Source organism: uncultured Caulobacter sp. (assembly GCF_937900395.1).
Taxonomy (GTDB): domain Bacteria; phylum Pseudomonadota; class Alphaproteobacteria; order Caulobacterales; family Caulobacteraceae; genus Caulobacter.
The window spans coordinates 23,619-47,081 of sequence record NZ_CALCDX010000152.1; the positions used below are offsets into that span (position 1 = coordinate 23,619).

At 67.7% G+C, this 23,463-nt stretch carries 24 protein-coding genes, 1 other RNA gene and 1 pseudogene; 9 read left to right on the forward strand and 17 right to left on the reverse strand.

The genetic code is table 11. The features are described from left to right. Positions 1 to 45: 45 nt before the first annotated feature. The 5 genes and pseudogenes from Q0379_RS12750 to Q0379_RS12770 form a co-directional block, all read right to left on the reverse strand. Positions 46 to 229: pseudogene (locus Q0379_RS12750) on the reverse strand (hypothetical protein); the annotation flags it as partial. A gap of 18 nt (positions 230 to 247) precedes the next feature. After that, positions 248 to 630, reverse strand: an RNA gene (gene rnpB / locus Q0379_RS12755) — RNase P RNA component class A. A 178-nt stretch (positions 631 to 808) separates the two neighbouring features. Next, entirely contained in the window at positions 809 to 1,411 is a 603-nt protein-coding gene (locus tag Q0379_RS12760; RefSeq protein ID WP_299009189.1) for an FMN-binding negative transcriptional regulator, read from the reverse strand. Then, positions 1,411 to 2,139, reverse strand: a complete 729-nt coding sequence (locus Q0379_RS12765; protein WP_299009192.1) for an N-acetylmuramoyl-L-alanine amidase — start codon at positions 2,137 to 2,139, stop codon at positions 1,411 to 1,413. The genes Q0379_RS12760 and Q0379_RS12765 overlap by 1 nt, the downstream gene beginning before the upstream one ends. Then, the gene (locus tag Q0379_RS12770; RefSeq protein ID WP_299009194.1) at positions 2,136 to 3,029 is read right to left on the reverse strand and encodes a DMT family transporter; all 894 of its coding nucleotides are present in this window, start codon (positions 3,027 to 3,029) and stop codon (positions 2,136 to 2,138) included. Before Q0379_RS12770 ends, Q0379_RS12765 begins: the two co-directional genes overlap by 4 nt. A 195-nt stretch (positions 3,030 to 3,224) precedes the next feature. Here Q0379_RS12770 and Q0379_RS12775 point away from each other — a divergent pair, with 195 nt between their 5' ends. Together Q0379_RS12775 and Q0379_RS12780 are read left to right on the forward strand one after the other, a co-directional pair. Continuing rightward, positions 3,225 to 4,730, forward strand: a complete 1,506-nt coding sequence (locus tag Q0379_RS12775; protein WP_299009196.1) for an NAD(P)/FAD-dependent oxidoreductase — start codon at positions 3,225 to 3,227, stop codon at positions 4,728 to 4,730. Positions 4,731 to 4,945: 215 nt separating this feature from the next. Beyond that, positions 4,946 to 5,863 carry an oxygenase MpaB family protein gene (locus Q0379_RS12780; RefSeq protein ID WP_299009199.1) on the forward strand — a complete coding sequence of 306 codons (918 nt, stop codon included), beginning with the start codon at positions 4,946 to 4,948 and terminating at the stop codon, positions 5,861 to 5,863. A 22-nt stretch (positions 5,864 to 5,885) separates the two neighbouring features. On the opposite strand, the gene Q0379_RS12785 is transcribed toward Q0379_RS12780, so the two are convergent. The 3 genes from Q0379_RS12785 to Q0379_RS12795 are packed head-to-tail and all read right to left on the reverse strand — an operon-like array spanning position 5,886 to position 7,876. Next, the gene (locus Q0379_RS12785; RefSeq protein WP_299009200.1) at positions 5,886 to 6,428 is read right to left on the reverse strand and encodes a hypothetical protein; all 543 of its coding nucleotides are present in this window, start codon (positions 6,426 to 6,428) and stop codon (positions 5,886 to 5,888) included. Between the two features lie 45 nt (positions 6,429 to 6,473). Then, entirely contained in the window at positions 6,474 to 7,070 is a 597-nt protein-coding gene (locus tag Q0379_RS12790) for a DUF3052 domain-containing protein (protein ID WP_299009201.1), read from the reverse strand. Positions 7,071 to 7,072: 2 nt separating this feature from the next. Next, positions 7,073 to 7,876: a crotonase/enoyl-CoA hydratase family protein gene (locus Q0379_RS12795; protein ID WP_299009202.1), complete on the reverse strand. Its 804-nt coding sequence runs from the start codon at positions 7,874 to 7,876 to the stop codon at positions 7,073 to 7,075. A gap of 181 nt (positions 7,877 to 8,057) precedes the next feature. On the opposite strand from Q0379_RS12795, the gene Q0379_RS12800 reads away from it, so the two are divergent. Further along, the gene (locus Q0379_RS12800; RefSeq protein WP_299009203.1) at positions 8,058 to 8,420 is read left to right on the forward strand and encodes a response regulator; all 363 of its coding nucleotides are present in this window, start codon (positions 8,058 to 8,060) and stop codon (positions 8,418 to 8,420) included. A gap of 49 nt (positions 8,421 to 8,469) precedes the next feature. Further along, positions 8,470 to 9,081: a pyridoxamine 5'-phosphate oxidase family protein gene (locus Q0379_RS12805; RefSeq protein ID WP_299009204.1), complete on the forward strand. Its 612-nt coding sequence runs from the start codon at positions 8,470 to 8,472 to the stop codon at positions 9,079 to 9,081. 72 nt (positions 9,082 to 9,153) lie between these two features. Here Q0379_RS12805 and Q0379_RS12810 read toward each other — a convergent pair whose 3' ends face one another. The 3 genes from Q0379_RS12810 to Q0379_RS12820 all read right to left on the reverse strand — a co-directional run bounded on the left by Q0379_RS12810 (position 9,154) and on the right by Q0379_RS12820 (position 13,155). Then, on the reverse strand, positions 9,154 to 11,928 hold the full coding sequence (locus Q0379_RS12810) for a pitrilysin family protein (RefSeq protein ID WP_299009205.1): 2,775 nt from the start codon (positions 11,926 to 11,928) through the stop codon (positions 9,154 to 9,156). Positions 11,929 to 12,088: 160 nt separating this feature from the next. Next, positions 12,089 to 12,517, reverse strand: coding sequence for an RNA polymerase-binding protein DksA (gene dksA / locus Q0379_RS12815; protein WP_013078283.1), 429 nt, complete (start codon positions 12,515 to 12,517; stop codon positions 12,089 to 12,091). 203 nt (positions 12,518 to 12,720) lie between these two features. Continuing rightward, complete coding sequence (locus Q0379_RS12820; protein ID WP_299009207.1) at positions 12,721 to 13,155, reverse strand: flagellar assembly protein FliX; 435 nt, start codon at positions 13,153 to 13,155, stop codon at positions 12,721 to 12,723. A gap of 219 nt (positions 13,156 to 13,374) precedes the next feature. Between Q0379_RS12820 and Q0379_RS12825 the strand changes: the two genes are divergently transcribed. Genes Q0379_RS12825 through Q0379_RS12835 form a run of 3 tightly spaced genes read left to right on the forward strand, consistent with a single transcriptional unit; the run spans position 13,375 to position 15,321 of the window. Beyond that, on the forward strand, positions 13,375 to 14,499 hold the full coding sequence (locus Q0379_RS12825) for a flagellar basal body P-ring protein FlgI (RefSeq protein WP_299009209.1): 1,125 nt from the start codon (positions 13,375 to 13,377) through the stop codon (positions 14,497 to 14,499). Then, positions 14,499 to 14,867 (forward strand): rod-binding protein, encoded by a 369-nt coding sequence (locus tag Q0379_RS12830; protein WP_299009211.1) that lies wholly within the window; start codon positions 14,499 to 14,501, stop codon positions 14,865 to 14,867. Before Q0379_RS12825 ends, Q0379_RS12830 begins: the two co-directional genes overlap by 1 nt. A gap of 4 nt (positions 14,868 to 14,871) precedes the next feature. Then, a complete protein-coding gene (locus tag Q0379_RS12835) occupies positions 14,872 to 15,321 on the forward strand; it encodes a flagellar basal body protein (RefSeq protein WP_299009213.1) in 450 nt (149 codons plus the stop codon). Here Q0379_RS12835 and Q0379_RS12840 read toward each other — a convergent pair. Genes Q0379_RS12840 through Q0379_RS12855 form a run of 4 tightly spaced genes read right to left on the reverse strand, consistent with a single transcriptional unit; the run spans position 15,318 to position 18,974 of the window. Beyond that, the gene (locus tag Q0379_RS12840) at positions 15,318 to 15,953 is read right to left on the reverse strand and encodes a 50S ribosomal protein L11 methyltransferase (protein WP_299009215.1); all 636 of its coding nucleotides are present in this window, start codon (positions 15,951 to 15,953) and stop codon (positions 15,318 to 15,320) included. The two genes, Q0379_RS12835 and Q0379_RS12840, sit on opposite strands and share 4 nt — an antisense overlap. A gap of 18 nt (positions 15,954 to 15,971) precedes the next feature. Next, positions 15,972 to 17,261: a DUF3422 family protein gene (locus Q0379_RS12845; RefSeq protein ID WP_299009217.1), complete on the reverse strand. Its 1,290-nt coding sequence runs from the start codon at positions 17,259 to 17,261 to the stop codon at positions 15,972 to 15,974. Between the two features lie 56 nt (positions 17,262 to 17,317). Then, the gene (locus tag Q0379_RS12850) at positions 17,318 to 18,904 is read right to left on the reverse strand and encodes an ABC-F family ATP-binding cassette domain-containing protein (protein ID WP_299009219.1); all 1,587 of its coding nucleotides are present in this window, start codon (positions 18,902 to 18,904) and stop codon (positions 17,318 to 17,320) included. Next, positions 18,861 to 18,974 (reverse strand): hypothetical protein, encoded by a 114-nt coding sequence (locus Q0379_RS12855; protein WP_299009317.1) that lies wholly within the window; start codon positions 18,972 to 18,974, stop codon positions 18,861 to 18,863. The genes Q0379_RS12850 and Q0379_RS12855 overlap by 44 nt, the downstream gene beginning before the upstream one ends. A 123-nt stretch (positions 18,975 to 19,097) precedes the next feature. Between Q0379_RS12855 and Q0379_RS12860 the strand changes: the two genes are divergently transcribed. Further along, complete coding sequence (locus Q0379_RS12860) at positions 19,098 to 19,562, forward strand: DUF1203 domain-containing protein (RefSeq protein ID WP_299009221.1); 465 nt, start codon at positions 19,098 to 19,100, stop codon at positions 19,560 to 19,562. Positions 19,563 to 19,570: 8 nt separating this feature from the next. Here Q0379_RS12860 and Q0379_RS12865 read toward each other — a convergent pair whose 3' ends face one another. Both Q0379_RS12865 and Q0379_RS12870 read right to left on the reverse strand, forming a co-directional pair. After that, complete coding sequence (locus tag Q0379_RS12865) at positions 19,571 to 19,720, reverse strand: hypothetical protein (RefSeq protein WP_299009223.1); 150 nt, start codon at positions 19,718 to 19,720, stop codon at positions 19,571 to 19,573. A gap of 377 nt (positions 19,721 to 20,097) precedes the next feature. Next, on the reverse strand, positions 20,098 to 20,259 hold the full coding sequence (locus tag Q0379_RS12870) for a hypothetical protein (protein ID WP_082769637.1): 162 nt from the start codon (positions 20,257 to 20,259) through the stop codon (positions 20,098 to 20,100). A gap of 281 nt (positions 20,260 to 20,540) precedes the next feature. Between Q0379_RS12870 and uvrA the strand changes: the two genes are divergently transcribed. Beyond that, complete coding sequence (gene uvrA, locus Q0379_RS12875; RefSeq protein WP_299009228.1) at positions 20,541 to 23,447, forward strand: excinuclease ABC subunit UvrA; 2,907 nt, start codon at positions 20,541 to 20,543, stop codon at positions 23,445 to 23,447. Positions 23,448 to 23,463 lie beyond the last annotated feature (16 nt).

Consider the following 23,463-nt stretch of genomic DNA (forward strand, 5'->3'; position numbering starts at 1 on the left):
TCCACTGGGAGCGGAAGTTAATCAACAGAACATACACAGAACTATTCAGTGAACGGCGTCCGCGGTGTCAGTTGAACCCATTGGGAGGCAAGGGAAGAACGCCCCTCCGTCACGCGGCTTGGCCGCGCGCCACCTCCCCCGTTGCACGGGTGAGGAGGAAGCCGCTCATCCTCCCCCGCTCGCGTGGGAGGTGGATCGCCGCGATGCGCGGCGAGACGGAGGGGGCGCTGCCCACCTCCGCGTAAAACGGACCAGATGATCTGTAAGCCGGGTTCTGTTCCGCCTCCGAAGAGACGGCGACGATCATTCCTCTAGGCCGGCCATTGCTGGACGGCTCTCGCGACCTACCCGGATCCTCTCGGCCAGTGACGGCCTAGTCGACGCGAGGCCGACGCGGGATCCCTATTCGGTCTTGCTCCAGGCGGGGCTTGCCATGCCGTCCCTGTCACCAGGTCCGCGGTGGGCTCTTACCCCACCCTTTCACCCTTACCGTCCTCGAAAGGAAGGCGGTTTGCTTTCTGTGGCGCTATCCCTGGGATCGCTCCCGGTGGGCGTTACCCACCGCCTTGTCACCGTGGAGCCCGGACTTTCCTCGGCGTCCGAAGACGACGCGACCGCCCGACCATCTGGTCCGGGGGTTCAATGGCCTCGCTCGCCCACGAGGTCAACAAACATCCGACCTCCCCGGCGAATGCCGGGGCCCAGATTCATTCCGAGAGTTTGGGGTGTTTGCGCCAATCGCCGGCGCCCAAATCGCGGCGGTCCGTGGGTTCGATCTGGGCCCCGGCATTCGCCGGGGAAGTCGGGTTCAGGGGATATTCCGCATCAGCTTGGCGATCGGATGCTTGCCCAGCCCCTTCGCCGCGCCCAGACGGTCGGCGTCGGCCTTGTTCTGCGACAGCTTGAAGGTCCCCTCCAGCCGCTCGACGAACAGGCGCCCGCCCATGATCCCGCGCAGCAGGGCCTCGAACTTGCCGGCCTTCATCTTGTCGCGGGTCCAGGGCTTTTTCGGCAGAAGGCGCGCTTCTTCCTGGGCCGACAGGTCGTCGAGCAGCGCGATCAGTTCCGCCTCATCCAGCGGGGCGACCGAGCCCTCGGCCTCGACGGACTGGTAGTTCCAGGTCGGCACCTGGTCGGCGCTCTCGTACCAGTCGGGGCTGACATAGGCGTCGAGGCCGGTCGCCAGGACCACCGCGCGGAAGCCCTGGGTCAGGTGCGGCGTCAGGACGTTGCCGCGCGACAGGTGGAAGTCGAGCGCGATCTCCCCGTCCAGCTCGCGGATCACCACCGGCGACTGCGCGACCATCGGCCGGCCGCCGACGCTGGCGGCGATGGTCACGAACGGATGGGCCCGCAGAAAGTCCAGCAGGACCGCGCGATCCTCGACGTGGAAGGCTTTGGCCGGATGCATCAGTCCGCCGCCGCGCGCAGCAGCCCCACGAGCCGAGCCCGGGTCTCGCCGTCGGCGATGCCGTCGAAGCGGCTCTGCAGCCAATGGCGCTGGAAGGCGGCGACCACGGTCGTGGTCCACTCGTCGTACTTGCCGGTCGGGGCGCAGTCGAAGCCAAGGCGCGTCAGCCCGGCTTGCAGCGCGAAGACGCCGGTCCCCTCCTCGCCCTGGCCCAGCGGCGCGCCGGGCGACGGGGGCGGCTCGATCCACAGGCCGTGGCCGCTTTCGGCGAGGCGCTTCCACGGGAAGAGCTCGCCCGGATCGACCTTGCGCGCGGGGGCGACATCCGAGTGGCCGAGAATGCGGCTGTCGGGGATCATCCAGCGCGAGCGCACGTCGGCCAGCAGGTTGATCACCGCGGCGATCTGGGCTTCGGGGAACGGACGGTAGCCGAACTCGTGGCCGGGATTGACGATCTCGATGCCGATCGAGGCCGAGTTGATGTCCTTGACGCCCTTCCAGAAGGCCGCGCCGGCGTGCCAAGCCCGGCGCTCCTCGGGCACCAGACGGAAGATCTGGCCGTCCTCCTCGACGCAGTAGTGCGCCGAGACCTTGGCCTCGGGATCGCGCAGCCGCTCGATCGCGCCCTCGCCGCTCTCCATGCCCGTGTAGTGCAGCACCACCGTGTCGGGCACCGCCTTGCGGGCGTCGAAGTTGGGCGACGGGGCCTCGATGAAGGACAGGCTCATTGGACGCGGTTCCGGATCGACATCAGCAGCGGCATGACCTGATTCCGCCGAAGCGCGATGATCAGAACGCCGAGCAGCGCCAGGGCCGCCCCGACCCCCATCCGCAGATCGAAGTGGTCGTGGGTGACCACCACGCCCATGCCGATCGTGAAGAGCGGCGTCATCAGGGTCAGCGGCGCGATCAGATTGGCCTCATAGCGCTGGATCAGCCCGTAATAGGCCGTATGGGCCAGGACCGAAACCACCAGGGCCGAAAACACCACCGCCGCGATGAACGGCCAACCCGCCTGCAGGCCCGCCGCCACTTGGCCGGGCTCCATGACCGCGCTCATCAGCCCCAGCGGCCAAAGGGAGGAAAAGCCTACCCAGGCCTGGAACTGCAGCGGTTTGACGCCCTCGATCTGCTTCATCATCACCGCGCCCAGCGAGCCGGTGAAGGCCGCCGCCACGATCAGCCAGAGGCCCGGCGACAGCTCGAAGCCGTGCGGGCTCCACATCACGACCACCGCGCCCAGCAGGGTCAGGGCGATGCCGACGCCGCGTCGCCAGCGGATGCGCTCGCCCAGCATCAGCACCGACAGCACGGTCGTGAACGGCACGCCCAGTTGAATCACGACCGCCGCCGCCGAGGGCGAGGCGGTGGTCAGGCCCATGAACAGCAGGGCGAAATTGCCGCCGCCCATCAAGAGACCCACCAGCACCATCCGCCAGGTCGGCCGGGGCGCGGGCAGCAGCCAGGGCAGCGTGATGGCCGCCACCAGCGCGAAACGCACCGCCGCGTAATACAAGGGCGGCACGCCCCAGTGCGCCACGACCAGTTTCGAGACGATGTTGCTCCCGGCCCAGGCCAGGCAGATCAGGACCAAAAGGCCGAAGTCGCGCAGAGACATAGGTTACCGCTTAAGCCCCCGCTCCTTCCGTACGCAATCAAAACCCGCGTGAGGCTCACGCTGGCCCGCCCAGGCTGAGGCGCCCAAGCTGAGACGCCCAAGCTAAGACGCTAAGGCGGTTGACGTTCGGTCAAAACGGTCGTTTTGTTCCTGAACAATGTTCACCTATCGCCACGTCGGATCAACCGCCGGGCGTTGAGCCGGGGCGGAAATCTGATGGAACACGTTGACGTGCTGATTGTCGGCGCCGGCCTCTCTGGGATCGGCGCGGCCTATCACCTTCGCAAGCACTGCCCCGGCAAGCGCTACGCGATCCTGGAAGGCCGCGAGGCGATCGGCGGCACCTGGGACCTGTTCCGCTATCCCGGCATCCGCTCCGACAGCGACATGTACACGCTTGGCTACAGCTTCAAGCCGTGGAAGGCGGCCAAGGCGATCGCCGACGGGCCGTCGATCCTGTCCTATGTGCGCGAGACCGCGCGCGAGCACGACGTCGACCGCCACATCCGCTTCAACCACAAGGTCAAGCGCGCCAGCTGGTCCAGCGAGACCGCGACCTGGACCGTCGAGGCCGAACGTGACGGCCAGGTCGTCAAGTTCTCCTGCGGCTTCCTCTACATGTGCTCGGGCTACTACCGCTATTCGGCGGGCTACACGCCGGAGTTCGCGGGGACCGAGCGCTTCAAGGGCCGGATCGTCCATCCGCAGCACTGGCCCGAAGATCTCGATTACGCCGGCAAGCAGGTCGTGGTGATCGGCAGCGGCGCGACCGCCGTCACCCTGGTGCCGGAGATGGCCAAGACCGCCGCCCATGTCGTCATGCTGCAGCGCTCGCCGACCTACGTGGTCTCGCGGCCCGCCGAGGATGGCATCGCCAACTGGCTGCGCTCCAAGCTCCCGGCGATGACGGCATACGGCATCACCCGCTGGAAGAACGTCATCCTGCAGCTGCTGTTCTTCAACCTGGCCCGCAAGAAGCCGGAAAAGACCAAGGAGCGCCTGCTGGACCTGGTCCGCGAACACCTGGGCCCGGACTACGACGTCGCGACCCACTTCACCCCGAAGTACAATCCCTGGGACCAGCGGCTGTGCTTGGTGCCCGACGCCGACCTCTTCGACTCGATCAAGGCCGGCCAGAGCTCGGTCGTCACCGACGAGATCGCGACCTTCACCGAGGACGGCCTCTTGCTGAAGTCGGGCAAGACCCTGAAGGCCGACGTCGTCGTCACCGCCACCGGCCTGCAGCTGCAGCTGCTGGGCGGCATGGAGGTCGTGGTCGACGGCAAGGTCGCCGACCTCTCCAAGGCCTTCAGCTACAAGGGCATGATGTTCAGCGACGTACCGAACCTGGCCTCGGCGTTCGGCTACACCAACGCCAGCTGGACGCTGAAGGCGGACCTGACCAGCGAATACATCTGCCGCCTGCTCAAGCACATGGACCGCACGCGCACGGACTACTGCGTCCCGCGCGCGGACGATCCGAACATGCCGATCGCGCCCTGGCTGGACTTCTCGTCGGGCTACGTCACACGCTCGATCGGCATGTTCCCCAAGCAGGGGCCGAAAGCCCCCTGGAAGGCTCACCAGAACTACGCCCTCGACCTGATGACCCTGCGCTTTGGCAAGGTGGACGACGGGGTGATGGAATTTGGGCGGAAGACGGGGATCAAGGCCGCGCCTTTGACCGCCAATGCAGCCTAGCCAGCCGGTCCATTCAGCCTCCCTAGGCCTTGTGCCTAGGGCCCAGCGTTCCGCTTGCGTCGCGCGGAAGGATCGTCGCCGAACCTAGCGGCGCCATGGGTCCTCGCCACGAGGGCGAGGAAGGCGGGGTTCCAAGGGCCTCTCGCCCTATCGCTTCTGACAGTTTGCTTGCGAAGACGCGAACGCCGACCTTTCTTCGGGAGTGGAGAAAGATCATGAACACCCCATCCTCGTACCTGGGCTGGAAGATCGACTACGCCAATCCGAAGGGCGCGCCCGCCTATCTCGAGCCCGGCTCGATGCACTGGCGCGTCTACAAGAACCCGATCGCCCTGGCGGTCGGCGGGGTGGCCGCCGTGCTGCTGGAGTTCGCCGACGCGCGGATCCGTTCGGGCGTCTGGGACCACTCGAGCTACAAGGCCGATCCGATCGGACGCTCAAAGCGGACCGGCATCGCGGCCATGGTCGGGGTCTATGGCCCGCAGGCCGCCGCCCGCCGGGTCATCCAGGGCGTGACCAACATGCACGCGCGGGTGTCGGGCGACACCCCCAAGGGCGAGGCCTATCGGGCGCTGGACCCCGAGCTGCTGGACTGGGTCAGCGCCACGGCCGCCTATGGCTTTCTCAACGCCTATGACCGCTTCGTCACGCCGCTGAGCGAGGCCGAGAAGACGCGGTTCTATCTCGAGGCCCACCCGATCGCCCGACTCTATGGCGTGCGCCATTCGCCAAGCTCCCAGGCCGACTTCATGGCGATGATGGACAAGCTCGCGCCGCGCTTCGAGCCGCATCCGATCGTCGAGGAGTTCTTAGGGATCATCCAGTCGGGCAAGGCCGCGCCCGGCGCGCCCAAGGTCTTGCACCGCGCCCTGGCGCGCGCGTCGGTCTCCCTGTTGCCGCCAGTGGTCCGGCGCAAGCTGGCGCTGGGCCGCGAATACGACCTTGGCCTCGCCGACGGCCTGGCGCTGAAGGCGGCCGGCAAGCTGGCCGATCGGATCGCGATCCGAAGCTCGCCCCCTTGCCAGGCCAGCGTGCGACTGGGACTGCCGTACGACTTCCTCTATCGCGGCGAGGCCGAGCAGAAACGCCTGCTGGCGAGCTGGCAGCACGCGATGATCCCGGCCTTGGAATGAGAATGCGGCGCGGCGAGAAAACCTAAAGGGCCGCCGACAGCCGCAAGACGGGAATGGCGTCTTCGGCGCGAACCTCGTCAGAGACCGATTCAGCGGCGACGCCGCACACCTTTTCCAGGGCGCGCAGCTGTCCAAGCTCGGACTCGACGACAAATTCCAGGATCTGCTGTGTCGCGTCCTTCAGCGGATCAGGGATGGCCGGATCGATGAAGACAATCTCCGCCATGCCGTCGTCATAGGCGAAGACGACACAACGCCACGCGCTCGCGTCGATCTCAACGCCATTCCACGTGAAGTAGCCGAACCAATCCTTCCTGGGCTTGCCCGCCAGAAACCGCCACCCAGGCATGTTCGGCGCGTCCGCGAGGATGGCGCGCGCCCTTGCGAGCTCGTCCGCTGAGCCTATCGACAAGGCCAGGAAGCGATCCGTTTCCCCGCCGCCCATCTCCCAGCCCGATACGCCGAGCTCCTTCAGACGTTGCGCCAGCGCTTCCTGGACCTCGTCCTCGTCCAGGCGGGCGAGGTTTGCGACAAGCCAGTCCCAGAATGTTCGGATATCGCCCACCGCGGAGCCTCTCTGGATTGAAGGGGCGACCTGTCCTCGCGAAGCCTAGCCGCCCTTGCGCTTGACGAACCGCAGCGCCGTGTGGGTCGCCGAGAAGGCGCACACCTTGGTGTCCGTGAAACCCAGCCCGCGCACGGCCTCGAGAATCTCGACGTCCTTCAGCGGCGCGCCCTTGCCCTTCTGAGCGACGACCCAGATCGCGCCTTTGTCGGCCAGGGCGCCTTTCCAGTCTTCCATGCGGTCGAGGTCGGCTAGGTCCTCGGCGGCCAGGAACAGGAGATCGATCCCCTCCTCGGCCTCGACCGGCTCCACGCGCGTCGCCAGTTCGTCGAGGAAGGCTTCGTCCTCGACGCCGTCGATCACGACGGTCATGCCCGGCTTCACCCCCAGCTTGTCGAGGCGCGAGGGCGGGTTGAGGATCGCGTGGACCCACTTGTCGGCCTGGCCCGGATCCAGGGTGAAGCGCGTACCGTCGCTGAGCACCAGGTCGTCACCTTCGGCGCGGACGTTCTTCAGGGCGTGGCCCTGGTAGATGCCGCGATAGGCGCCGCGGAAGATCAGCTTCGGCGGCTCCCACAAGAGCTTGCCCTCGCTCTCGCCGTCGGAGAGCTGACCCCAGACGCCGCTGGCTTCCTTGCCCATGCTCAGGCGCCCTTGAAAACCGGGGCGCGCTTTTCGAGGATCGCCTCGACGCCTTCCATGTGGTCCTCGGTGTGGTGGGCGATCGCCTGGGCGGCGGCGCTCATCTCCATCAGGGTGTCGTAGCTGGCGGTCTGGCCGTGCTTGAGCAGGCTCTTGGCCATGCGCAGGGCGTGCGGCGGCTGCTGCGCGATCCGCTCGGCCAGGGCCAGGGCCTCGCCCATCAGGTCGGCGTGCGGCACGGCCTTGCTGACCAGGCCCCACTCGGCCGCCTTGGCCGCGTCGATGACATCGCCGGTGAACAAGAGCTCGGCCGCGCGGCTCATGCCGATCGTGCGCGGCATCAGCCAGGCGCCGCCATCGCCGGGGATCAAACCGAGCTTCAGGAAGGTGACGCCGAACTTGGCCGTATCGGCGGCGATGCGGATGTCGGTCATGCAGGCCACGTCGCAGCCCAGGCCGATCGCCGCGCCGTTCACCGCCGCGATCGACGGGACCTCGAGGCCGTAGATGGCGCGGACGATGCGGTGGATGTTCTTGCGATAGCCGTCGCGCACGGCCACCCCATTGCCGGCGAAGGCGCCCTCGCGCGCCTTCATCGCCTTGACGTCGCCGCCGGCCGAGAAGGCCTTGCCCGCGCCCGTCAGGATCACGCAACGGATGTCCTGGTCGTCGTTGATCGCCTCGCAGGCCGCCGCCACCTGGTCGCCGTCGCCCGGCGCGCCCAGGGCGTTCATCGCCTCCGGACGGTTCAGGGTGAGGATGGCGACATGGCCGCGCTTCTCGGTGAGGATCAACGGCTGGGACATGGGTGAAGGCTCTCCTGCGGTTCTTGTCTGTTTGACTTTCCATAGCGTGGTTCGCACGTCCGCGCAGCCACGCGCTGGAAGTCACTCAACCCGCGCGATATCCACGATCACGAAAACGCGACTGGCGCGCGAGCGCGGGGCGTCATTGATATGTCTTGGGACTCGATAGAAAGCAGCGGCAATGACCGTGCACGCACAGGCCCGACATGTATTGATCATCGAGGATGAAATCCTCGTGGCCTTTGAGGTTGAGGCTCTGCTTGCGGAGCAAGGGTTCACCAGTTTCGATATCGCCGATTGCCCCGCCGACGCCTTGGCGATGGCTGTCGCGCATCCTCCGGACTTGATCACGGCTGACTATCGCATTGTCGGCGGCACCGGGGTCGAGGCGGTCGAGGCGATCCAGAACCAGTTGGGCCATATCCCGGTCGTCTATGTCACCGGCAACGCCGACCAGCTGAAGGGCCGCTTCAAGCCCGTCGTCGACAAGCCGATCTCGCCGCGCCATCTCGCCGAGGCCTGCGCCCGCGCTTTCGCCAACTGATTTGCCCGCCGCGCCCGTCATCCGTAAGCTCGAGCGGGGAGGACGCGGCATGGACATCACCACGATCGAGGCGCTGGAGGCGCTGTACCAGCCCGCCCCGCTGCCGGCCGCGACCGTCAAGGTGAGCGACCACATCACCCCGCACTACGCCGCCCTGATCCAGGCCTCGCCGTTCGTCGCCCTCGCCACCGTCGGCCCTGAAGGCCTGGACTGCAGCCCGCGCGGCGACCTGCCCGGCTTCGTTCGCATCGCCGATCCCAAGACGCTGATGCTGCCCGACCGGCGCGGCAACAACCGCCTCGACAGTCTGCGCAACATCGTCCGCGATCCCCGCGTGGCCCTGCTGTTCCTGATCCCGGGCTCGGGCACGACCTTCCGCGTCAACGGCCGCGCCAAACTTAGCGCCGACCCGGCTCTGCTGGACAGCTTCGCCGTCGACGGCAAGACGCCCCGCACGGTGACCATCGTCACGGTCGACGAGGCCTATTTCCAATGCGCTCGCGCCATCGTGCGCTCGGGTCTCTGGAAGGCTGAAAGCCAGATCGATCCGAAGACCATCCCCTCCCCCGGCGCCATGCTGGCCGCCGTCACCGCGGGCGAGGTCGGCGGCGAGGCCTACGACCAAGGCTGGCCCGAGCGCGCCGCCAAGACGCTGTGGTGATTGTCCCGGCCAGCTGGATGAGCGCCCCGCCAAGACTTGGCGAAGCGCTCGATCCGAGCCTGGATACTAAGGCTATTTGACCGGCTTGCCGTCGGCGTCGATGAAGCGCAGATCAAGACCCAGAGCCTTCAGCTTGGGCTCGATCACCGCGCGGTCGCCGACCACGACCCAGATCAGTTCGTCCGGCTTGATCACCTTCTTGGCGGCCGCCGTCGCGCTGTCCAGCGTGACCGCCCGCACGTCGCCGGGATAGGCGTCGAAGTAGCCGTCCGGCAGGTTGTAGTTGACCAGCTCGGCGATCGATCCGCTGACGCCCGCGCCGGTTTCCCAGTTGCCCGGCAGCGACAAGGTCAGGCTGTTCTGGGCCTTGGCCAGTTCGGCGGCCGTGATCGGCTTGTCGCCGATGATCCCCATCAGCTCCTTGCGGGCCTCCACGAAAGACTCGGCGGTCTTGTCGGTCTGCACCGGGGCATAGGCCTGGAACAGGCGCGCGCCGCGCGCGGGCCGGACGAAGCTGGTGGCTCCATACGACCAGTGCTTATCCTCGCGCAGGTTCATGTTCAGGCGCGAGACGAAGTCGCCGCCGAACAGGGTGTTCATGACGTCGATCGCCGCCTCATCCGTCGGATCTCGCGACGGGATCACGTCGCCGACCATCAGCATCGACTGCTGAGCGCCGGGCTTGTCGATCAGATAGACCGCCCCCTTGCTGGGAGACGCCGTCACGGAAGGCTTGGTCTTGGCCGGCGCGCCGGTCCAACCGCCCAGCTGGGCCTCCAGCTTGGGCATGATCTGATCCAGCGTGGTGTCGCCGACGATGATCAGAGTGGCGTCCTTGGGCTTCAGCCAGGCCTTCTGGTAGGCGACGAGGTCCTCGCGGGTGATCGCGCCGACGCTGGCCTCGGTGGCGAGGACGCCGTACGGACTGTCGGGGCCGTACGCCAGGACCGGCAGGATGCGCGAAGCCATGGCGTTCGGGCTCTGCTTGGCCTGCTGGATGCTGGCGATCGACAGACGCTTGCGGCGCGCCAGGTCCTCGGGCGTGTAGGCCGGATTGCCGAGGATATCCGCGTAGAGCGCCAGGGCCGGATCCAGGGTCGCCGTCAGCGTGTTCATGGTCACGGCCGAGTAATCCAGGCCGTTGCGGGTCGAAACCGAAACGCCCAGCTGGGCCAGTTCGCGGCTGAGAGTCAGGTTGTCGCGCTTGGTGGTGCCCTCGGTCAGCATGCCGACCGCGAGGCTCGAGACGCCGGCCTTGCCCGCGGCTTCGGCCGCCTGCCCCGCGTCGAACTGCAAGCTGAACTGGACCTGCGGCGTGTCATGGCGCTCGGCCAGCACGACCTTCAGACCGTTGGACAGCACGCCCCGATGCAGCTTCACGAAGGCTGGCGCCTTCAGAGCGCCGACCTCCGGCATCGCCTTGCGATCGGCGCCGACGGCGGCGGTCTTGTAGGCCGGGAACGGCGTGACCGTCAGGGTGAAGTCGCCATCGGTCAGCCACTTGCGCCCCGCCCCGACCAGATCGGCGGGCTTGGCGTCGCGTATGCGCTGCAGCTTTTGCTTATAGGCGGCCGCGTCGCCCAGGAAGACCTGGTTCTGGGCCAGGATGTCGGACTTGCCGCCGAAGCCGCCGATGCGTTCGGCGCCCCGTACGAAATTGGCGAGATTGTTGGTGCGGACCTTGGCCACTTCCTCCGGCGTCGGCCCATCGCGGAGCAGGCGTTGGAATTCCTCGTCGAACGCCTTCTCGACCGCCGCCGGATCGCCGCCCGGCTTGACCGTCAGCGTGACCATGAACTGCCCGCCGATCTCGCTGTCGTCGACGCTGGCGCCGACCGCGGTCGCGCTCTGGTCGGTGAACACCAAGCGCTTGTAGAGGCGCGAGGTCTTGTCCGAGACCAGCACGTCGCTCAGCAGGGTCAGATAGTCCGCCTCGGCGGTCCCGAAGCCCGGGACATTCCAGACCTTGTAGATCCGCGCCTGCGGTACGCGGTCCTGCATCTCGGCGCGCTGCGAGCCGGTCCGCTTGGCGACCCAGGCCTTCTGGCGCACGACCGGCGGTCCCGACGGAATGTCGCCAAAGTACTTCTCGACCTTGGCCTTGGCCTCGGCCACGGTGATGTCGCCGGCCAGGACGAGCGTGGCGTTGGCGGGGCCGTAATAGTTCTTGAACCAGGTCTTCACGTCGTCCAGCGACGCGCCGTCCAGATCGGCCATCGACCCGATGACGCTGTGGCCATACGGATGGTCCTTGGCATAGGTGCTGTCGGTGATGACGTCCCAGACCTGGCCGTAGGGCTGGTTCTCGCCCTGGCGCTTCTCGTTCTGGACGACGCCGCGCTGCTCATCGAGCTTGGCCTTGTCGATGGCGTTGACCAGCCAGCCCATCCGGTCGCTTTCCAGCCACAGCACCTGGTCCAGGGCCGAGGTCGGGACGTTCTGGAAATAGTTGGTGCGATCCTGGTTCGTCGTCCCGTTCATGTCGGTGGCGCCCAGCTTTTCCAGCGCCTTGAACCAATCGTCGTTGAAATGCTCCGAGCCGTTGAACATCAGGTGCTCGAACAGGTGGGCGAAGCCGGTCTTGCCCGCGGGCTCGTTCTTGGAGCCGACGTGGTACCAGACGTTAACCGCGACGATCGGCGCCTTGTGGTCCTCGTGCACGATCACGGTCAGGCCGTTCGCCAGCTTGAACGTCGTGTGGGGGATGTCGACGACCGGCAGGTTCACGGCCGATGCGCCGGTGACCTTGGCCGCCTTGGCGGGCGGCGCCTTCGCGGGAGCGGCGGCGAGCGCGGGGGTGGCGGCGACAAGAACCGCCACGGCGGCGGAAGCGAGCAGCGTCTTCATGGGCTTTCCAGGCTAGCGTCACCATACGGTGACGCCGAGCACCCTAGGTTGCGCGCTCGATTCCTGACAAGAGCAGGTTTATCGCTTCCGTGGCGAAACAGCTCACGCCTGGAAAAACGCGCGATCGAGCGTCGCCCGATCGCGCATCCGATGATCCGGCTTAGTCGTCGCGGTGGACGCGTTCGCGGCGTTCGTGACGCTCCTGGGCTTCCACGCTCATGGTCGCCGTCGGACGGGCTTCCAGGCGAGCGAGGCCGATCGGCTCGCCCGTCTCCTCGCAGTAGCCGTAGGAGCCATCCTCGACTCGGCGCAGGGCCTGGTCGATTTTGGAGATCAGCTTTCGTTGGCGGTCGCGGGTGCGGAGCTCAAGGGCTCGGTCAGTTTCCGAGGACGCACGATCGGCGAGATCGGCGTGGTTCTCGGTTTCTTTCTGGAGGTGGGTCACCGTCTCGCGAGATTCGCGGAGGATCTCTTCCTTCCAGGCCAGCAACTTGTTCTTGAAGTACTCAAGCTGCCGGTCGTTCATAAAAGGCTCGTCCTCGGAAGGACGATAATCGGATTTCTCGACTAGAACAGTGGCCGTCTGCATCAACGCCTCACGCCCCAATGAACTCAGCCCTCAAGGGCCGAGCGCTTATACCAAAAGGTGAGCCGCGTTCAATGAACCTCGCATGAAGAGCGAAAAGCTCTTCGCGCGAGCCCGTCGAACGACGGCATGGACAGATGTAAAACGCGCGGGAGCGCCAAGCGCTGCGGGACCGGCGATCATTTGCGCGTCCGGCCCACCCCATGTCAGCCGCCCCGAGCCTGAAGCTTGGCCAACTCGACGGCCGCTCGAGTCTCGATCTCATTGAGCACGCCCTCCAGACGCGGATCGTCGGTCTGGTCGCGCTGCTCGCGAATGGCGCGCTGCAGGTTGGCCAGCGTCGAAGGGGCGATGTCGCCGTCGATCAGGGCGATGCGGACCTCGCCCAGGATGTCGAGGATATGGTCGGCGCGGCGCACCGCGCGCTTCTTGCGTTCCAGGGGATCGCCGACCGCGCCGGCCGCCTGCAGGGCCAGAAGCGCATCGACCGAGCCGACGCCCGACAGGCCGCCGACCGAAGCCGTGCTGGCCGCGCCGCTGGCGGCGTTCACCGATGGCAGGGAGAAGCCCGAAGCCCCGCCAGAGGACTTGGCCCGAGACGGTCCCGCCGCCCCCACGCCCCCCGTGCTGGAAACCTTCATCCGACAAGCTCCAAAAGCTCAGACACGCGAGTCACTTGTCTCGTCGCACAATCATAGTCGGTTTGCGCGCTTGAAGTATGGTTAATGCCGGGCAGAATCTGCCTGGAGGCGCCGCCGGAACCCCAGGCGCGCCAAGAATCCCTTGATTCACAACACCTTGAAACTGGCCCGTTTTTGGCATGACGGGACACGGGGACGTCTCCCCGCCACGGGACTGCCATGCCGCGTTCATTCTTTCGCACCGTTCTTCGCCCGGTTCTGACCGCCCTGGTCGCCGCTTCCGCCCTGATGGCGGCGCCGGCGTTCGCCAAGTCGCGCATCAAGGACATCGTCGCCTTCGAAGGCGTCCGCGAGAACCAGCTGGTCGGCTACGGCGTCGTCGTCGGCCTGAACGGCACCGGCGACTCCCTGCGCAACGCGCCGATGACCAAGCAGAGCCTGGAGGCGATGCTGGAGCGACAGGGCGTCAACGTCCGCGACGCGACCCTGAACACCAAGAACAACGCCACGGTCATGGTGACCGCCAGCCTGCCGCCCTTCTCGGCCGCCGGTTCGAAGCTGGACGTCAACGTCTCGGCGCTGGGCGACGCCAAGAGCCTGCTGGGCGGGACCCTGCTGGTCACCAGCCTGCAGGGCGCCGACGGCCAGACCTACGCGGTCGCCCAGGGCACGGTGCAGACCGGTTCGGTCTCCGCCGGCGGCGCCTCGGGCAGCTCTGTCACCAAGGGCGTGCCGACCGCGGGCCGCATCGCCTCGGGCGGCATCATCGAGCGCGAGACCGGCTTCCAGATGGTGAACATGGACATCCTGCGCATGACCCTGCGCAATCCGGACTTCACCACCGCCCGCCGCATCGCCGACGCCGTCAACAAGAAGTTCCCCGGCTGCGCCCAGGCGCAGAACCCGACCATCGTCGCCGTCCGCGCCCCGCCCGGCATGGACATGATCAGCTTCGTGACCAACATCGAGAACCTGGAGGTCGAGCCCGACTTCCCGGCCAAGGTGGTGATCGACGAGGTGGCTGGCGTCATCGTCATGGGCGACGACGTCCGCATCAGCCAGGTGGCGATCGCCCAGGGCAACCTGACGATCACGGTGCAGGAGACCCCGGCCGTCAGCCAGCCGGCGCCGTTCAGCCAGGGCCGCACGGCGGTCGTTCCCCAGTCGACCGTCAGCGTCGAGGAGGAAAAGGGCAAGCAGCTGCTCACCCTGGGCGGCGCGCCGTCGCTGAAGAGCCTGGTCGGCGGCCTGAACGCCTTGGGCGTCACGCCGCGCGACATGATCTCGATCCTGCAGGCCGTTAAGGCCGCCGGCGCCCTGCAAGCCGACATCGAGGTGATGTGATGAGCGCCTTCTCGACGATCTCGACCTTCGTTCCGCAGTTCGGCGCGACGACCGCCGCCGTGAAGACCGCCGCCCAGGCGGTCAAGGGCGCGGCCGCCTCCATCGAGGATATGGCCAAGGACACCGCCAAACGCGCCAAGATCAAGGACACGGCCCAGAACTTCGAGGCCTCGTTCCTGTCGGTGATGATGCAGCAGATGTTCGAGGGCGTGAAAACCTCCGAGCCCTTCGGCGGCGGCCAGGGCGAGGAGATGTTCAAGTCGGTGATGGCCGAAGCCATGGCCAAGCAGGTCGCCAAGGCCGGCGGCGTCGGCCTGGCCCCGACCGTCGAACGCGAGATGCTGAAGCTTCAAGGTCTGAAGGAGTAACCCCATGGCCATCGCCGCCGTCGACGCCGACGATCGCGTCAACCAGCTGATCCTGCTGACCGAACGCTTGACCGACCTGATCGCCAAGGAGGCCCAGGCCTTCGAGAACCGCCGCCCGCACGAGGCGGCGCAATACGTCGAAGAGACCGCCAAGCTGGCCAATGTCTATCGGCACGAATCGATGCGGGTGCGCGCCAATGTCGCCCTGATCGAAACGGCGCGTCCGGAACTACGCCAGCGCCTGAAGCGCGCCACCGAGGCCTTCGACGCGGTGCTGGCCCGCCAGGCTCGCGCGGTCGACGCCGCCCGCACGGTCACCGAGGGTCTGGTCCGCGCCGTGGCCGAAGAGATCGCCAACCAGCGCGCCGCCCCGGCCACCACCTATGGCGCCGGCGGCATGGTCAACGACCGTCCGTCGATGGGCGCGGCCATCACCTTGAACCGCCGGGCCTAGGCCGAGAGCGAGAACACGGCGGCGTTTCGCAAGACGCCGCCCGGATCGCCGAAGTCGGCGACCGGATATTCGGCGAGGACGCTCAGCCGCTCGCCCGGCAGATGCGCGCGCCACGGATCGCCGATCAGCACCGCGACGCCCGGCGCCGCGCAGCGCCGCAGGAACGGCAGGACCGCGCTGGCCAGATCGGCGTCATAAAAGAGATCGCCGACCAGCATCAGATCGATGTCCGAAGGCGGCGCGCCGTTGGTGAGGTCCGCCAGCCGAGTTTCCAAGGCCACCGCATTGGCCTCGGCGTTGAGGCGCGTGGCGGCGACCGCGTAGGGATCGACATCGACCGCCAGGGCGCTCGCCGCCCCGGCCTTCATCGCCGCGATCGCGACCAGCCCCGAACCCGCGCCGAGATCGAGCACGCGCCGGCCGGCGACCGTCTCCGGATGGTCCAGCACATGCCGCGCCAGAGCCAGCCCGCCGCCCCAGCACCGCGCCCAGTACGGCGAGCCGAAATCGGGATCGGCCTCGGCCAGGCGCATCAGTCCGCTGCGCGGACCGGCCCGATGCAAGCGGACCTCCGGAACGCCAGGGACAGGCTCAACGGGGAGGTTCGCCTGGATGAAGGCCTCGAGGTCCATGCCGTCCCTATAGGGCGCTCAGGACCGCTCGTCGCCGATCAAGCGCTTCTTGCGTCGTTGCAGACTGGCGGCCACGGCGATCAACACGAGCGGGACCAGGGCCGACAGCACCCGCTCTCCCCCACCCGGCCAGCCGTGCAGCCAGGGCTTCAGCAGATAGCCCAGCAGGCCCAGCACGTAGTAGCCGACGGCGAAGATCGACAGCCCCTCGACCAGGCCCTGCAGCTTGGTCTGCAGTTGCAAGCTGGCGTCCATGCCGCGCAAGGTCTCCTGGTTCTGGCGATCCTGAGCCAGGCCCAGCTTGGCGCGCAGCAAATCACCGCAACGCGCCACCCGCTGGGACAAATCGTCCAACCGCCGATCCGCCGCCTCGCGCGTGCGCATGGCCGGCAGCAGGCGGCGGGCGATGAACTCGCTCATGGTCGAGTGGCCCGGCAGCCGCCGCTCGCGCAGGGCTTCAAGCCGGTCCAGCGTCAGCTGGTGATAGGATTCCGTCGCGCCCCGCCGGAAGCGGCTGGTGGCCGCCCGCGCCTCCACCTCGGCCGAGAGTCTCAGCAGATCGTCCAGCACGCCCTGGCTGTCCTCGCCCGCCGCCAGGTCGCCGGTGATGGCGGCCAGTCGCGCCTCGGCGCCGTCCAGCCAGGCCAGGGTCTCGCGGGCCGGCGCGAAACCCAGCAGGGCGAGCTTCCGGTAGTTGCCGATCTCCAGCAGCGTCTGGACCAGCCGCGAGACCTCGTCATTGGCCAGGCCCTGGTTATGGACGTGGATGCGCCCCGCCCCGCCCTCGCGCAGGCGAAAGTCGGTCCAGATCCGCGCCGCGCCATCGAACACCTCGCACGAGACGCAGCGGCGAAGGTCGATGTGGCGACTGAGCGCGGCTTCCCCGGGCGGCGGATCGCCGGCGGCCCCGACCGAGATCTCGACGCCGCGGAACACCTGGCCCGGCGCGCCATGCAGCCAAAAGAAGCGTTCGTCCGCCTCGGCCTGGAAGCCAAGCTCGTCACCCAGCGGGCCATAGGCGAACCAGGTCCAGGTCGAGAACTCCTGATGCCGCTCCCACAGCCAGCCGCCGGTCTCGCTCACGCTGACCGCGCGTCCCAGGGCCGGGTCCTGGCCCGGCGCGAATAACCCGACGAAGGCCGCCTCGGCCTCCCGCTCGGAAGGCTCGACCAGGAACACCCACTGGCGCAACCGGACTGGCGCGCCGTCTAGAGGCAGAGCCCGCAGGTGCATCAGCTCGCTCAATGTCACCCTGAGGGGGTGGTCCCGATGCTCGTCCATCTCGTCCTCGCCCTGCGCGCGGGTCATCGGATCGATGTCCGATGTTACCGGTCACATAGTGATAACGCCCGCTCGGCGGCGCGTCACGGGCTTTTCAGCGTGATCGACCGATCGACACCGATCGCCGCCAGGAAATCCTCGTCGTGGCTGACCACCAGCAGAGCGCCGTCATAACCGGCCAGCGCCGCCTCGACCGCCCGCACGGAGTCGAGATCCAGGTGGTTGGTCGGCTCGTCCAGGATCAGCAGCTGCGGCGGGATCGCGGCGCAGAGGACGCAGGCCAGGGCGGCGCGGAGGCGCTCTCCTCCGCTGAGCGTCCCCGCCCTCTGCAAGGCGGCGGCGTTGCGGAACAGGAACCGCGCCAGGGCCGCGTGGGCGTCATTGACGCTGGCGCCCGGGTTCAGGCGGCGGAAGTTCTCCAGGATCGTCTGGCTGTCGTCGAGCACGGCCGCGCGCTGATCCAGCAGGGCGAACGGCGCCTGAAGCCGAACCTCGCCCGCCGTCGGCGCCAGCTGGCCGGTCGCCAGGCGGATCAGGGTGGTCTTGCCGGCGCCGTTCGGTCCCAGCACCGCCAGGCGCTCGGGACCGGTGATCCGGAAGGACAGGTCCTCGAAGACCCGGCGGCCGTCCGGCCAGGCGAAGCCGACCGCCTCGAACACCAGGACCATGCGCCCGTCCGGCAGGCCGCTGGAGGGCAGGTCGAAGCCCAGCAGGCGGGCCCGCTCCACCCGCGTCTCGGCGGCGGCGCGGGCCTCCTCGGCCTGAGCGGCGAGCTTCCCCGCGAGCTTGCCCTCCTTGGCCCCGCTGGTCTCGGCGCGCTCGGCCATCATGCCCAGCAGGATCTTCGGCGTCCCGCCTCGGTCGGCGAAGCGGCGACCGGCGGCGTCGCGGCGGTCCTTGCGCTCGCGGGCCACCTGGGCCTCGCGCGCGACGCGACGGACCTCGCGCTCGGCGTGGTCGAGATCGCGCTGGGCGGCCTCCGCCTCCAGCGCCTTGCGCTCGGCATAGAGGTCGTAGCCGCCGCCATAGGACCGCGCGCCCAAGGGCGACAGCTCGACGATCCTATCCATCTCGCGAAGCAGGGAGCGGTCGTGGCTGACCACCACCGCGCCGCGCCGCCAGCGTTTCAGCGCCTGGAGCACGAACGCCCGCGCCTCGGCGTCGAGGTTGTTGGTCGGCTCGTCCAGCAGCAACACGTCCGGCCGCGCGAGCAGCAGGCGCGCGAGGCCGGCGCGGGTCGCCTGGCCGCCCGACAGCGCGGTCGCCGGACGCTCGGGCTCAAAGTCGTTCAGGCCGACCTCGGCCAAGGCCTGCTCCAGCCGCGCCGGCAGATCCCAGTCCGCCTCGACGAGGTCGACATCGTCGCCCTCGCCAAGTTCGATGCGCGCCAGGCGGTCCCAGGCCGCGCCGACGCCCAGCAGGTCGACCAGCCGCGCTCCGGCGGAGAGATCGGGCGTCTGGTCGAGCATGGCGACGGCGCCCGCGCGCGAAACGGCGCCGCTCGTCGGCGCGCGGTCGCCCGCAATCAGAGCCAGCAGGGTCGACTTGCCCGCGCCATTGCGGCCCACTAGGCCGATGCGCTCGGCCCCGACGGACAGGTTTAGATTTTCGAAGAGAGGCCGGCCGTCAGGCGTGGCGGCGGAAACGGAATCCAGGGTGACGAAGGACATGCGACCCCACGGTCAGGGAAACGGAAAGGGCGAAGCGATCTTCCGTCTTGCTGATCATGGGGGCCTCCATCGGTGGGATGGCGATGTGTCTACGCCCGCCGCCGGAAAGCGGCAAGCGGAGCCGGACCGCAAGGATCGGGTGTCGCGCGCGGCCGGCCAAGACGAAAAACCTGGCCACAAGGGAGTTCAAGACATGTCCTACGCCGTGACCAGCCTATCGCCCGCGCCCTTCGCACCCCTGTTCCAGCTGGATGACGAGGCCTTGGCCGCGCGCGGCGCCCGACGCGTGATCGCCGACGCGCCGCTGGGCTTTCCCTGCCGCGTCAGCCTTGACGACGCGCGGCCGGGCGAGACGCTGATCCTGGTGAACTACGAGCATCAGCCCGCGCCGACGCCCTTCCGCGCCAGTCATGCGATCTTCGTGCGCGAGGGCGTAGAGGCGGTCTCGACCGTCGACGAAATGCCGCCCGCGCTAAGGCGTCGCCTGCTGTCGCTCAGGGCGTTCGACATTCATGGGATGATGCGCGCCGCCGACGTGACCGAGGGCGCGGCGGCGGATGCCCTGATCGAGACGTTATTCGAGGATCCGGAAATCGCCTATCTGCACGCCCACTACGCCAAGTGGGGCTGCTACGCGGCGCGTATCGACAGGGCCTAGTGCGGCGCCTAGGGCGTCATGTGGCGCAGGACCCAGAGCAGCGATCCGACGCCGCCGATGAACACCAGCCCGTCGATGATCACGGAACGCGGCTTGCCCGCGTTCAAGGCTTTGAACGCCTCGCGCTTGGCGTCCTGTTTGGCGGTGTCCTGCGACATGACGAGAGTGGTTCCGATTGCCTCGAGCCCCAGGCCCGGTCGCAAACGTTTTCAAAAATCACGCTGAACACGGGGCTTCGAAAGAAGGTTGAGCAAAAGCGAACGCCCCCGAGATGGGCCAACGGCGTTCTCCTCTAGAAGCAGCCGCCCTCGCGAAGGCTAGGTGGCGGCGCGCCCGTAGAGCTCAGATTTCGTTCAGAAAATCCTGGCGCCCGCCCACGATGATAGTCGCGACAACGCTGCTTGCGCGAGCCTTCGTCCTCGTACCGCGACTTGCTGTCGCGGGTCGGCGTTCGCCACGGGATTTCGTCGATGGGACCGACGAAGGCGGGCGATGGACGCTTGTCCCGCGGGGCAGGCAAACGCAAAGCGCGTCTCTAGGTCGGGGCCATGTTGCAGAGGACCCAAAGCAGCGCCCCGACGCCGCCGATGAACACCAGGCCATCGATGACCACCGAGCGCGGCTTCGGCGGACGCATGCTGTTGAACGCGCCGTGCTTGGCGGCCTGCTTGACGCTCTCGGCCTCTGCCTTGGCCATGGTTCCGGTCCCTCTCCGGCGGGCCCCAACTCGACCCAAGATCGAGCTGTAAAGCACCGCCCCTTGAAGAACCCGCTTCCAAACAGGGTTTAGGAAAGACGAACGGCCAGACGCGAAAACGGGCGCCCCGCGCGCTTCATGCTGACATCCGCTGTCAGCAGAAGCTTGGCCTCGCGCGCGCGACATTTGTTCGCATCTTGTTCTTGTGTTAATTCCCGGATCGAGCCCTACATATAGCCGCTGCGCCGCCACCAATCGGGCGGCCCAACGTTCCGGAAAACATGGCCGAGCAACTGAACTTCATCCGCGTTCGCGGCGCCCGTGAGCACAATCTGAAGGACGTCAGCGTCGACATCCCCCGCGGCGAGCTGGTCGTCCTGACCGGCCTGTCGGGCTCGGGCAAGTCGTCGCTCGCCTTCGACACGATCTACGCCGAGGGCCAGCGCCGCTACGTGGAGAGCCTGTCGGCCTATGCGCGTCAGTTTCTGGAGCTGATGAGCAAGCCCGACGTCGACCTGATCGAAGGCCTGTCGCCCGCGATCTCGATCGAGCAGAAGACCACGTCGCGCAACCCGCGCTCGACCGTCGGCACGGTGACCGAGATCCACGACTACATGCGCCTGCTGTGGGCTCGGGTCGGGGTCCCCTACTCGCCCGCCACCGGCCTGCCGATCGAGAGCCAGACCATCAGCCAGATGGTCGACAAGATCACCGCCCTGCCCGAGGGCACGCGTCTCTACCTGCTGGCCCCGGTCGTCCGCGACCGCAAGGGCGAGTACAAGAAGGAGATCGCCGAGTGGCAGAAGGCCGGCTTCCAGCGGCTGAAGATCGACGGCGAGTTCTATCCGATCGAGGACGCCCCGGCCCTCGACAAGAAGTTCAAGCACGACATCGACGTGGTCGTGGACCGCGTGGTGACCAAGCCCGACATGGAGCAGCGCCTGGCCGACTCCATCGAGCAGGCGCTGCGCCTGGCTGATGGTCTGGCGGTCGCCGAGTTCGCCACGATCGAGGAAGGCGAGAAGGAGCCCAAGCGCATCCTGTTTTCGGAGCGCTTCGCCTGTCCGGTCAGCGGCTTCACGATCGCCGAGATCGAGCCGCGGCTGTTCTCGTTCAACAATCCGGCGGGCGCCTGCCCGGTCTGCGACGGCCTGGGCGCGAAGCTGGCCTTCGACGCCGACCTCGTCGTGCCCGACAAGGACAAGAGCCTGCACAAGGGCGCGGTGGCCCCGTGGGCCAAGGGGCCCTCGCCGCTCTACACCCAGACCCTGCAGGCCCTGGCGCGCCACTACGGCTTCTCGATGGACGAGCCGTGGCACAAGCTGTCGCCCGACGCCAAGGACGTCGTGCTGAACGGCTCGCGCGGAACCAAGATCAAGTTCGTCTACGACGACAACGCCCGGAAGTACGAGGTCGAGAAGCCCTTCGAGGGCGTGCTGCCGAACCTGGAGCGCCGCTGGCGCGAGACCGACAGCTCGTGGGTCCGCGAGGAGCTGGGCCGCTACCAGTCCGACACGCCGTGCGAGACCTGTCACGGCAAGCGCCTGAAGCCCGAAGCCCTGGCCGTGAAGGTCGACGGCAAGGATATCGCCGAGGTCTCGAACCTCGCCATCCGTCCCGCCCGCGACTGGTTCACCGCCCTGGAAGGCCGGCTGACCGACAAGCAGATGGAGATCGCCCGGCGGATCCTGAAGGAAATCAACGACCGCCTGCGGTTCCTGGTCGATGTCGGTCTCGACTATCTGAACATGTCGCGCGGCTCGGGCACCCTCTCCGGCGGCGAGAGCCAGCGTATCCGCCTGGCCAGCCAGATCGGCTCAGGTCTTACGGGAGTCCTCTACGTGCTGGACGAGCCGTCGATCGGCCTGCACCAGCGCGACAACACCCGCCTGCTGACCTCGCTCCAGGGCCTGCGGGACCTCGGCAACTCCGTGCTGGTCGTCGAGCACGACGAAGAGGCGATCCTGACCGCCGACTACGTGATCGACATGGGTCCGGCGGCGGGCGTCCATGGCGGTGAGATCGTCGCCGAGGGCACGCCTCAGCAGATCATGGCCAACCCCAAGAGCGTCACCGGCCAGTACCTGACCGGCGTGCGCGAGATCGAGGTGCCCGAACAGCGTCGACCGATCAGCAAGAAGAAGGTGCTGAAGGTCGTCGGCGCCACGGGCAACAACCTGAAGGGCGTCACGGCCGAGATCCCGGTCGGGACCTTCACCTGCATCACCGGCGTGTCGGGCGGCGGCAAGTCGACCTTCACGATCGAGACGCTCTACAAGGCCGCCGCGCGCCGCCTGAACAACGCCAGCGACGCCCCCGCCCCGCACGAGCGGATCGAGGGGCTGGAGCACTTCGACAAGGTCATCGACATCGACCAGTCGCCGATCGGCCGCACGCCGCGCTCGAACCCGGCGACCTATACCGGCGCCTTCGGCCCGATCCGCGACTGGTTCGCGGGCCTGCCGGAAAGCAAGGCGCGCGGCTATGGCCCCGGCCGCTTCAGCTTCAACGTCAAGGGCGGCCGCTGCGAGGCCTGCCAGGGCGACGGCGTCATCAAGATCGAGATGCACTTCCTGCCGGACGTCTACGTCACCTGCGACGTCTGCAAGGGCAAGCGCTACAACCGCGAGACCCTGGACGTGGTGTTCAAGGGCAAGACGATCGCCGACGTCCTGGACATGACCGTCGAGGAGGCCGCCGACTTCTTCAAGGCCGTGCCGCCGATCCGCGACAAGATGGAGACGCTCAAACGCGTCGGCCTCAGCTACATCAAGGTCGGCCAGCAGGCCACGACCCTGTCGGGCGGCGAGGCGCAGCGGGTGAAGCTGTCCAAGGAGCTGTCGCGCCGGGCCACCGGCCGGACGCTGTACATCCTCGACGAGCCGACCACCGGCCTGCACTTCGAGGACACCAAGAAGCTGCTCGAGGTGCTGCACGAGCTGGCCGACCAGGGCAACACCGTGGTCGTGATCGAGCATAACCTCGACGTGGTCAAGACCGCCGACTGGCTGCTGGACTTCGGGCCCGAAGGCGGCGACGGCGGCGGCGAGATCGTCGCGACCGGATCCCCTCAGGATGTCGCCAAGGTCGAGGCCAGCTGGACCGGTCGCTACCTGAAGGAGCTGCTGGATCGCCACGAGGAACGCCGCAAGGCGCGGGTGGCTGAGCTGAAGAAGGCGCGCGCTTAGGCCAGCCGGACCTTCT